An 11,320-nucleotide genomic window follows, 5' to 3' on the forward strand; every position below is an offset into this window, starting at 1 on the left:
AATATATCCGCTGATTTAAAATTTTGCATAAAATCAGCCTCCTCTTCATTTAAAAAATTAAAAAACTCCCGTCCCTAATAAAAATAGGGACGGGAGTTTTTACCCGCGATACCACCCTGATTGAAGAAATAAATTCTTCCGGCTCGAAAATGTTAACGGTTTTTACCCGGGTTTACCTACCTAAACGCTCGTTCAGTAAACCAGTTTAAGGATGGATTCACAGGTAACTAACATCGATTCACACCAACCATCGATTCTCTTTAGAAAGCTCCACTGTTACTAATTCCTTGCAATACTGTTTAAATGATTATGATATATCATACATAACTTCTCATTAAGATGCAAGTGTTTGTTGAGATTGTTCCACCATTTTGACAAAATATTCTACAAAACGGTTATCATCGGTTAACTCTGGATGAAATGCAGTACACAAGTAATGACCTTGCTTCGCTGCAACAATACGATCCAGATAAGTTGCCAACACTTCAACTTCAGGTCCAGTCTCTACCACGTAAGGCGCCCGAATAAATACAGCATTAAAGTCGTCAGCCACATGCTCAATTTTTAACTTTTGCTCAAAGCTTGCAACCTGTCGTCCGAATGCATTACGAGCAACCTTCATATTCATCAGACCTAAATGGGCCATTTCTTGACCTTCTATTTCAGTAGCCATCAAGATTAGTCCTGCACAAGTACCAAAAATGGGTTTACCTTTTTCGCCAAATTCCTGCAGTGCTGTGAAAAATCCATAGCTATCCATTAGACGGCGCATCGTTGTGCTCTCTCCACCAGGAAGAATTAGTCCATCGATACTATCAAGTTGTTCTGTGCGTTTAACCTCAATTGCTTTTGCACCAGATGCTTCGACTGAACGAATATGTTCACGAACTGCACCTTGAAGTGCAAGTACACCAATTGTTGTCATAGCCATTCCTTCTTTCTATTCGCTACGGTCTTGCATACGATCGTGTGCAGCTAGCGTGCTCATTTCAATACCCTTCATAGCCGTGCCTAAGCCCTTCGAAAGCTCAGCAATTAGTTTGTAATCTGTATAATGAGTTGTCGCTTCAACAATAGCTTTTGCAAATTTTGCTGGATTATCTGATTTAAAAATACCAGATCCAACAAATACCCCATCAGCGCCTAACTGCATCATTAATGCAGCATCAGCAGGAGTAGCAACTCCACCCGCCGCAAAGTTAACAACCGGCAAGCGGCCTTCTTCACGAATTTCTAACAATAGCTCATATGGAGCACCCATATTTTTTGCGAATGTCATAACTTCATCTTTAGACATTGCTGATAATTGACGGATTTCCGATTGAATTTGGCGCAAATGACGAACCGCTTCTACAATATTTCCTGTGCCCGGTTCACCTTTTGTACGAAGCATGGAAGCACCTTCACCAATTCGGCGTGCGGCCTCACCAAGATTTCGACATCCGCAAACAAACGGAACCGTATAATCTGATTTATTTAAATGAAATACATCATCTGCTGGTGTTAACACTTCACTCTCGTCAATATAATCCACACCCATTGCTTCTAACACGCGTGCTTCAACTATATGACCAATACGTGCTTTTGCCATTACAGGAATCGAAACAGCATTCATTACTTGTTCCGTAATTCCAGGCTCAGCCATACGAGCTACTCCTCCTGCAGCACGGATATCAGATGGAACACGTTCTAATGCCATTACAGCAACTGCTCCTGCTTCTTCTGCGATTTTAGCTTGTTCAGCGTTCACAACATCCATGATCACGCCGCCTTTTTGCATTTCTGCCATTCCACGTTTAACACGTTCTGTTCCTGTATTTGTCATTCGTAATTCCTCCTGTATATCTTAATCTATATCTGAATCTTTTAGCCAAGATTATTATACTACTTAGAACCAACCTTTAACAGTATCAACAATTGTAGAAAATAGATTACTGAAAAATCCACCAATTGAACCCATAATCAACATAAACCAATTGTCTTTTTTTACCGATTCCTGTGCTACTACATCAACTGTCTTATTGGTTTCAACGTTAAAAATATAACCGTAATCAGTTTTGCCTTCAAAAATTAATTCTGCACTACCTACTTTTTCACCTTTTTCGATTGGTGCAGATAATTCACCAGCTTTATTTAGTTTATCTTTATCTAGTGTATATTTCATGGTATATTTCTCTTCCTGCCCCTGTTGCACGGGAAGTTTAATAGCCTTATTTGTTGCAACCTCAACCTTATTTTCTTGTCCTTTAGATACTGGTAATGAACTTTGTCCATCTAATTGATACCCTTTTGCATATAGTTCTTTTGTTTCAAAGTTATCAAAACCGAAATCTAGCAGTTTGGCTGTTTCTTCAAAACGCTTAGCTTTACTATCTGTTTTCATCACAACCGAAATAAGGCGTTTTCCGTTACGTTCAGCTGTTCCTGTAAAACAATATCCAGCTAAGTCTGTATTACCTGTTTTAAGGCCATCTACACCTTTATAGGTAAATTGCTTTAAAAAGGTCGCATCATGCGGCAGCATCCAGTTCAAATTTTCGACTGTATATCCCTCAAAATCTAACACAGTTTGACTGGACACCTCCAAAACTTGTGGATGATCATTAATAAGGTTATATGCTAGTAATGCTGCAGATCTAGCAGATAATAAATTATTCGCATCAGGATCTGTTCCCTCTGGAACGTTTTCTCCTAAAAAGGAATTAGGTAACCCTGTAGAGTTCACAAATTTGTAATCAGGAAGTCCCATTTCTTCTGCAGTCTTATTCATTAACTTCACGAAGTCACCCTCAGAACCTGAAATAAGTTCTGCTAATGCAATCGTCGTACCATTATCAGAGATAATAGCCATTGAGTCATATAATTCTTTTACTGTATATTCTTTGTCTTGACGTAAGCCAATTCCAGAAAGGTTTGGATTTGCGGATATACTGTATGCATAGTCACTAATCTTTGTTGTTGTATCCCAGCTGATTTCACCATTTTCGATTGCTTCCCATACAAGGTATTCGGTCATCATTTTAGTCATACTAGCTGGTGGTAGTGCTATATCAGCATCTTTAGCAAATAAAACTTTACCAGTTTCTGCATCAACTAAAATTGCTGATTTTGCTTCAAGATCAACTGTCTCCGCTGCCTTTGTTGCCATAGGTTGTACAAATACCGTTGCCATCAATACCAATGTTACAAGGATTAATGACAAATTTCTCTTAACGTTGTGTTTCACTTTCTCTACCTCCACCTTAGTAAAATCAGACTTTATGCCAACGTTTTTATTGGAAAAGTCTCTACCCGCAAAATTGTTTGTATCTTTGATATTTTACCACAGAAATGCACAAAAAAATAGACGGGGAATATTCCCTATCTATTTCTTTTGACTAGGATATTTCACCTATATATGCGACATTTTTATTCACTTTATATCCTAAACTAAACCGAATAATTTGGCGCCTCTTTCGTAATTTGAACGTCGTGTGGATGGCTTTCACGCAACCCAGCATTGGTAATGCGGATAAATCGTGCATTATTTCGTAAAGAAGTAATGGTGGCTGTTCCACAATACCCCATTCCTGCACGCAATCCACCGATTAACTGATGAACGGTATCTGCAAGTGGACCTTTATAGGCAACTCGTCCTTCAATTCCTTCAGGTACAAGTTTTTTTGTTTCTTCTGATTCCTGAAAGTAACGATCTTTAGAACCAGCTTTCATTGCACCGACAGAACCCATTCCACGATAAACCTTGTATTGTCTACCTTGGAATATTTCCGTGTCACCAGGACTCTCTAAAACGCCAGCAAACATACTACCAAGCATGACAGCGTGAGCGCCTGCTGCAAGGGCCTTTACCACGTCACCTGAATACTTTATTCCACCATCTGCTATAACTGGAACACCGTGTTCAGAAGCTGCAATCGCACAATCATTGACAGCTGTGATTTGAGGGACTCCAACACCCGCTACTACTCTGGTTGTACATATAGAACCGGGGCCAATTCCTACCTTTACAATAGATACACCAGCCTCAATCAACTCTTTCGTAGCTTCTGCTGTCGCTACATTACCAGCAACAATATCTAAATCCGGATAGGCCTTTCTTACACGCTTAACTTGTTCCAGTACACCTTTAGAATGACCATGTGCTGTATCAATCACGACCACATCAACACCGCTAGTTACCAGATGCTCAATCCGCTTCATGGCATCAACCGTTACCCCCACAGCCGCACCAACCAACAATCTTCCCTGTTCATCTTTAGCTGCATTTGGAAATTCAATTACCTTTTCTATATCTTTTATCGTAATAAGTCCTTTTAATACACCTTTATCATCAACGAGTGGTAATTTTTCAATTTTATACTGTTGAAGAATTTTTTCTGCTTCGTCAAGTGTTGTTCCAACTGGAGCAGTTACTAGATTTTCACTTGTCATTACTTCATGAATTAAAATAGAATAATTTTGAATAAAACGTAGGTCACGATTTGTTAAAATTCCTACAAGTTTTTGTTCTTCTTGGTTATTTACAACAGGAACGCCAGAGATGCGAAATTTCCCCATCAAATGTTCAGCATCAAAAACTTGATGTTCAGGAGTTAAAAAGAAAGGATTTGTAATTACGCCACTTTCAGAACGTTTTACACGATCAACCTGCTCTGCCTGATCTTCAATCGACATATTTTTATGAATAACACCAAATCCACCTTGACGTGCCATTGCTATTGCCATTTCCGCTTCTGTCACAGTGTCCATACCCGCACTGATAAACGGAGCGTTCAACTTCAATCTTTCTGATAGCTTTGTTTTTACTTCTACATCTTTAGGAAGTACTTCTGACTTTGCTGGCAATAACAAGACATCATCAAACGTTAATCCTTCTTTGACAAACTTATCCTCGCGCATCTTCATCCTCCTCATTGTAATTTTTTGGCATATATACATCCGTGTTATTTCGCTATAAGGTTACACTAATTGTTAATTAGAATACGGTATCGAAATATGTTTTTCAACAGGTTCTTCCGAAAATTTAAAAAGAAAATGCATTCAAAATATTGTAATTGCTTTGTGTTGGAATTTCCTACGTCACCATTTATTATTTTTATATTTACGATAATAATTTACCTGACGGGCAAATAAATACAATTTTCGCTTCAAATGATGATCCTTTTTATAAAATAATGGATTGCCCCAATTTCCTTGTTTAATTAAACGATTAACATCCTGTAAAACATCCCGGTTCTCGACAAATTTACGTAACACAGTTTTTGGAACAACGGTAAACAAATAATCTTTTTCCAAAAAAGTTATTTCTTTTTCTTTGTTATAAATTCCATCGTCTACTAGATATTCTGCCATGTTGTGTCCAAGTGCTGTTACATAATAACTAGACCTTCCCTGTCTAATATTTACTTCAAAAACTTTGAATTTGCCATCACGTGTATCATATTTTATGTCGAAATTTGCAAATCCAACATAACCTACTGATTCCAAGAAGTGTTGTAGCTTCTCCATCATTTCCCTGTTATAACGTGTAATTAGTGCTGTGTAGTTACCGATAGCAGTAGCTGTATGTTCTTGTAAAACAACTTGTGCAAATGTGACAAGCTGTGTCTTACCGGAAGAATTGAGATATAAGACAGAATCCCACATATATGTGTCATCCCCTGGGATATAGTCTTGTATGATTAGTTCTTCCTGATAACCACTTGCGGTAATCGTGCTTACAACTTCCTGAAACGCTTCATCCGATTCGACTTTATATACCTTTTGTTGACCTTCAAACTTATGATTATAATACTCAATACCATTACTCGGTTTTATAATTACTGGATAGGTAAGTTTTTCATTGAATGAAACTAATCCACTACAATCATAAAAATAGGTTTCTGGTGTTTCAATTCCATATTCTTTACAAAACTTATAAAAATTCGATTTTGTTTGCAGTTTATTCATTAAAGATTCATTTATGTAATTAAATACATAATCTTCTTTTAGGATTGCTGCGTTTTCAATAATCAAACGCACGTAAGCATCATTCGTGCCTACTAAAAGAAGTTTTTTATTCGAAGATTTTAGATTAGTTGCTACTTGTTTTAGTATCGGAACAAATTGGTCAGAATCTGACAATGTTGGATATATATCAATTTTTTCAATTACCGAACTCAAGTTTGTGAATGCCATTTGTTGTTTGCCAATTAAAATCGGCTTAACGCCATATGCTTCATGAAAAGAAATAGCCATGTTGTATGCGTTTATATCTGTCCCTATGATAACCGGGATAAATGGTAAATTTTTCATTATATCCTCCTATAGTAAACCAATAAAGCCTAAGAACTATACCCCATAGAACGTGGGTGTAAGCATTTTACAATTTACTTTACTATATTATAATCCTGTTGTAAATCCAAAGCACTACTCTGAATAGTAAGCAAAATAAAGACATTAAAACATGCGTACTTTTATTAATTTAGGAGAAGCTAAAGAATAAATCTTTTTTTGAGAAGGGGAAATGTATGGGAAAACAGGATATATCAACTTTTTATACCTCATTACAAAACCTCCAATCTAGTCAACGCTTTTTAGAAACTTGTTATGCAACTATTGAAGGAACAGATAGTGAGGCAAAAAGCTATGAAAACAGCGGTACTTTCATGTATTACCTTGATCAAGGACAGCTTTTTTTGAAAGAAGGGAAAAAAGGGGATGTTCGACTTAAGCCACTTTTGTATTTCTATGGCATGGTTCATATTTTAAAAGCATGTTTACTTACAAATCGACCTAACTATCCAGAATCAACATCAATTTTAGCTCACGGAGTGTCAGCCAGAAAGCGGAAGAAGAAAGATTATACCTTTATCCAAGATGAAGTGAAAGTGCAACAAAATGGACTTTTCACATACACTTGCAGCCATTTATTCGCATTAAAAACACCACCGTTTAACAAAGTGAAAATGGATTTCTTGCTACGTATAATTCCTGAGATGAATGACTTATTTGCTTTCAATAATGAGGAGAAAAGCATTTCCATTGGTGCAATAGACTCAACTACATTATGCTTTCCAGCCTCCATAATCGATGACTATCATTTAACAGAGCGGGCATTCATTCAACGAATCAGCACTCATTTGCCACAAATTAAAAAGGTAGAAACAACAAAGGAGCAACTGATGGTTAAAATAGAAAAACCTGTTCAACAGTTAAACGGTCCTTTTTATTGCCACCAGGAAAAACAAGAAATTCACTTTCCTTGTGATCGGATGTATTTTGTTTCTGCTCCCGAGATTTTAGTACATTATTTACTGCTTTATAATTTAGGCATGATCAGTCGTTATGAAACAGAATATTGGGGAGAGCTTTTTGCAACAAAATATGGAATAGATTACTCAACAATTATCCATTATTTAACCATCACAGCAGATAAAGTAGAAATATTGCTAGGTGAATGGTTGAAAAAAAGACTTTCTAATAATCCAGAAAGTCTATAGTTTAGATAATTTCATCAATGTATCTTTCAGTATTGTTTTTAAGTGCTATAATTTCACCTGATTGATTTACCTGTACCATTGGACGGGTTGGAAAATTGTCCTCAACAAATACAATCTCTCCTGTTCGTCCATCAGATAGTCTGACCCTCGTTCCCATAGAAAAATTCACAAGGTTTTTCGTAAACATGTCTACCACCTGATAATCAAAAAATATGTATTTATTACGCGAAAGCTCCTCAATAACCTGAAATGGCGACTGTTTTTTCTGGTAAGGCCTGTCACAAGTCATGGCATGGTAGATATCACTTACTGCAATAATCCTAGAGTAAGCATGTATTTTCGTTTTTTGTACACCAGTTGGATAGCCACTTCCATCCAAGCGCTCATGATGCTGCAGGATAGCTAGTTTTACAATTTGTGTTATTGTTGGAATATACTCAACCATACGGTATGAATACGTAGGGTGTTTTTTCATTTCATCAATTTCCTGCGCTGATAATGCCGTTGTCTTTTCTAAAATGGCTGGTGAGATTTTCGCCATCCCACAGTCACTTAAAAAACCTGCTAGACCTATCTGAATAAAGTCACCGCTAGTATACCCCATCTTTTTCCCTAAATATGCTGCTATTATGCTTACCGCAACACTATGATGGAATATATAATCTTTGTTCCTGTTAAACTGATGCAACGTAAAAATATCAGCATCACCCTGATCAACTCGTTCAAACAGTGGAATTACCAGCCTACGTACCACAGGCATATCAACCTGGATATTATTTTGCCAAGAAGTGAAAAGCTTTTTATAACGTTGAACGACATATTGGTAATGTTCACCAAAGGGAAGACTACTAACGTCATTCGCCGAAGCTATTTTTTTCTTCGGCTCTTTTTCCTTTTGGGCAATTTTCGGTTCATACGTTGTTCCGTTTGATAGCTTTGATCCCACGTCCACATAAGCAATAAAAAATTTATCCAAAATTGTAATATGTTCTCCTGTAAGAACAGTATTTTTAGGGATAATGGCCCGATTAGATTTGCCCTTTACGTCATTTAACAACATACAGCCTGGAACTAATTGTGATGGTTCCACACGCATGCCATTCCCCCCTTTGTTAAGAAAAGCCCAGGGTGCCTTGAAAGACACTCGAGCTAGACAGATAATCGCAAAACTTTATACTTTCTTTGCTGTAAAGAAAAAAGGCAACTCAAAGAGAATTTTTTTACACTCCCTGCTGAGTCGCCTTCTAAATGCTGCTTCATCCTGTTGTATTAGTTATTATTCTTGTTTATCATTGTCTTCTTCAATTGTTACCTGATCGTCTATTACCTCTGATGAATCAGCATTAATATCTTCTTCGTTAACTTCTTCCTCATCTTCAGGCTCAACCTTCGCAACTGTTGCAACTTCTTCATTTTCTTGCAAACGAATTAAGCCAACACCACGTGTATTACGTCCTGATTGTGAAATACCTGCTACAGGAATTCGAATTAGAACACCTGCGACCGTAATGAGCATAATATCTTCTTCTCCTGTAACAGCCTTCACTGTAACAACTTGTCCAGTATCCTCGTTCAACTTACAAGTGAAAATACCTTTACCACCACGTTTAGTGATACGATATTGATCCTCAGGTGTACGTTTTCCGACCCCTTTATTTGTAACATGCAAAATCTGCAGTCCTTCGTCCAAAATTTCCATGGAAACAACTTTATCGTCGCCGCGTAAGGATATACCACGTACGCCTGCTGCGGTACGACCCATGGAACGAATTTGGTCTTCAGGGAAACGAATTAAATAACCATTCTTTGTTGCGATCATAATATCCTTCGTTCCATCTGTTAAGCGAACAGAGATAAGCTCATCATCTTCCCGTAGGTTAACTGCGATTAACCCGCCTTTTCTGATGTTTGCAAATTGCGATAAGGTTGTTCGCTTAGAAACACCATTCTTTGTCGTAAAGAATAGGAACCAATCCTCTGCGAACTCATTAACCGTGATAACAGCGTTAATCGATTCATCTTTTTCAATTTGTAATAAATTAATTACTGGAATCCCTTTAGCTGTTCTACTAAACTCAGGAATCTCATATCCTTTTGCACGATACACTTTACCTTTATTTGTAAAAAATAGTACGGTATCGTGTGTTGAAGTAGAAACTAAATGTTCGACAAAATCATCATCGTTTGTACCCATACCCTGAATACCTCGACCGTTTCGTTTTTGCGTACGGTATGTAGATGCCGGTAAACGCTTAATATACCCTTGATGGGTAAGGGTGATTACAATATTTTCTTCAGGGATCAGGTCTTCATCTTCAAAGAAATCCATGCCACCAACCATAATTTCAGTTCGACGTTGGTCACTAAAGCGTTCTCTAATCTCCGCTAGTTCTTCCCGGATAATTTCCAATACCTTCTCTTCGTCCGCTAAAATTGCTTTTAACTCATCAATTAATTGAATAAGTTCGTTGTATTCATTCTCAATTTTTTCTCTCTCTAAACCAGTTAACCGTTGTAAACGCATGTCTAAAATGGCTTGTGCCTGCTTTTCAGAAAGTCCAAAACGCTCCATTAAACCATCGCGCGCAATATCACCAGTTTTAGATCCACGAATTAACGCAATCACTTCATCCAAATGATCTAACGCAATTCGCAACCCTTCAAGAATATGGGCGCGTGCTTCTGCTTTTCTTAGTTCAAAGGCAGTTCGACGCTTGATAATTACCTTCTGGTGTTCTAAATAATGTACCAGACATTGTTTGATATTTAGCACCTTTGGATGACCATCAACTAATGCAAGCGTATTGATTCCAAAAGTAGTTTGCAAGGATGTGTATTTGTATAAATTGTTTAATACAACATTTGCATTCACATCTCTGCGTAATTCCATAACAACACGAAGTCCATTACGGTCTGATTCATCTCGCAAATCCGTAATACCATCGATTCGTTTATCACGAACAAGATCTGCAATTTTTTCAATTAGCTTTGCTTTATTCACTTGATACGGAAGCTCATTAACAATAATTGTAGATTTACCGTTTTTTTGTTCTTCAATATGTACTTTTGCGCGAATCGTAACAGAGCCTTTTCCTGTCTCAAATGCTTTTCTTATTCCACTACGACCTAGGATTTGACCTGCAGTTGGAAAGTCAGGTCCATATATATGATTTTCCATTAATTCATCGATGGAAATTTCAGGATCTCTACTAATGGCTAAAACAGCATCAATCGTTTCCCCTAAATTATGAGGTGGAATATTAGTTGCCATACCAACAGCTATTCCCGATGTACCATTTACAATTAAATTAGGAAAGCGTGATGGAAACACGATAGGCTCGCGCTCTGAACCATCATAGTTGTCCCTGTAATCAATCGTATCTTTATTGATATCACGTAAGAGTTCCATAGAAATCTTTGACATACGTGCTTCTGTATAACGCATAGCTGCGGCAGAGTCACCATCGACAGAACCAAAATTACCATGTCCATCAACAAGCATATAGCGATAGCTAAAGTCTTGCGCCATACGTACCATTGTTTCATAAACAGCGGAATCACCGTGTGGGTGATACTTACCAATTACTTCTCCAACAATACGTGCTGACTTTTTATGTGCCTTATCCGAATGCATTCCTAAATCGTTCATTGCATATAAAATTCTACGATGAACTGGCTTTAGGCCATCACGAACATCTGGCAATGCCCGTGAGACAATTACACTCATTGCATAGTCAAGAAAGGATGTACGCATTTCTTGACTTATATTTATTTCTTGAACATTTGACCGTTCTTGATCCGCCATTTTGTTACCTCCTCGTCACTAAAAACTGTGACAA

8 protein-coding genes and 1 other annotated feature are annotated in these 11,320 nt (G+C 37.5%); of the genes, 1 reads left to right on the top strand and 7 read right to left on the bottom strand.

Features of this window, described 5'->3' with window-relative positions; all coding sequences use genetic code 11:
- Positions 1–82: 82 nt before the first annotated feature.
- Positions 83–302: a binding site (T-box leader), on the bottom strand.
- A gap of 32 nt (positions 303–334) precedes the next feature.
- From pdxT to AC3G7N_RS08255, 5 genes are all read right to left on the bottom strand, one after another.
- Complete coding sequence (gene pdxT, locus AC3G7N_RS08235) at positions 335–925, bottom strand: pyridoxal 5'-phosphate synthase glutaminase subunit PdxT (RefSeq protein WP_489421671.1); 591 nt, start codon at positions 923–925, stop codon at positions 335–337.
- A 15-nt stretch (positions 926–940) separates the two neighbouring features.
- Complete coding sequence (pdxS, locus tag AC3G7N_RS08240; protein WP_489421672.1) at positions 941–1,825, bottom strand: pyridoxal 5'-phosphate synthase lyase subunit PdxS; 885 nt, start codon at positions 1,823–1,825, stop codon at positions 941–943.
- Between the two features lie 63 nt (positions 1,826–1,888).
- Positions 1,889–3,226: a serine hydrolase gene (locus AC3G7N_RS08245; RefSeq protein WP_489421673.1), complete on the bottom strand. Its 1,338-nt coding sequence runs from the start codon at positions 3,224–3,226 to the stop codon at positions 1,889–1,891.
- A gap of 203 nt (positions 3,227–3,429) precedes the next feature.
- Positions 3,430–4,899 carry an IMP dehydrogenase gene (gene guaB / locus AC3G7N_RS08250; protein WP_489421674.1) on the bottom strand — a complete coding sequence of 490 codons (1,470 nt, stop codon included), beginning with the start codon at positions 4,897–4,899 and terminating at the stop codon, positions 3,430–3,432.
- Positions 4,900–5,079: 180 nt separating this feature from the next.
- Complete coding sequence (locus AC3G7N_RS08255) at positions 5,080–6,294, bottom strand: carboxylate--amine ligase (protein ID WP_489421675.1); 1,215 nt, start codon at positions 6,292–6,294, stop codon at positions 5,080–5,082.
- Between the two features lie 215 nt (positions 6,295–6,509).
- Here AC3G7N_RS08255 and AC3G7N_RS08260 point away from each other — a divergent pair, with 215 nt between their 5' ends.
- Positions 6,510–7,481, top strand: coding sequence for a YaaC family protein (locus AC3G7N_RS08260; protein WP_489421676.1), 972 nt, complete (start codon positions 6,510–6,512; stop codon positions 7,479–7,481).
- Position 7,482: 1 nt separating this feature from the next.
- Here AC3G7N_RS08260 and AC3G7N_RS08265 read toward each other — a convergent pair whose 3' ends face one another.
- Both AC3G7N_RS08265 and gyrA read right to left on the bottom strand, forming a co-directional pair.
- A complete protein-coding gene (locus tag AC3G7N_RS08265; RefSeq protein WP_489421677.1) occupies positions 7,483–8,577 on the bottom strand; it encodes an HD-GYP domain-containing protein in 1,095 nt (364 codons plus the stop codon).
- 180 nt (positions 8,578–8,757) lie between these two features.
- Positions 8,758–11,286 carry a DNA gyrase subunit A gene (gene gyrA, locus AC3G7N_RS08270; protein WP_489421678.1) on the bottom strand — a complete coding sequence of 843 codons (2,529 nt, stop codon included), beginning with the start codon at positions 11,284–11,286 and terminating at the stop codon, positions 8,758–8,760.
- Between the last annotated feature and the right edge of the window lie 34 nt (positions 11,287–11,320).

It is taken from the genome of Virgibacillus carmonensis, from assembly GCF_057836705.1.

Coding starts and splice junctions, on each gene's coding strand:
- pdxT (WP_489421671.1), bottom strand. CDS start 925: ATGACAACAATTGGTGTACTTGCACTTCAAGGTGCAGTTCGTGAACAT.
- pdxS (WP_489421672.1), bottom strand. CDS start 1,825: ATGACAAATACAGGAACAGAACGTGTTAAACGTGGAATGGCAGAAATG.
- guaB (WP_489421674.1), bottom strand. CDS start 4,899: ATGCGCGAGGATAAGTTTGTCAAAGAAGGATTAACGTTTGATGATGTC.
- AC3G7N_RS08255 (WP_489421675.1), bottom strand. CDS start 6,294: ATGAAAAATTTACCATTTATCCCGGTTATCATAGGGACAGATATAAAC.
- AC3G7N_RS08260 (WP_489421676.1), top strand. CDS start 6,510: ATGGGAAAACAGGATATATCAACTTTTTATACCTCATTACAAAACCTC.
- AC3G7N_RS08265 (WP_489421677.1), bottom strand. CDS start 8,577: ATGCGTGTGGAACCATCACAATTAGTTCCAGGCTGTATGTTGTTAAAT.
- gyrA (WP_489421678.1), bottom strand. CDS start 11,286: ATGGCGGATCAAGAACGGTCAAATGTTCAAGAAATAAATATAAGTCAA.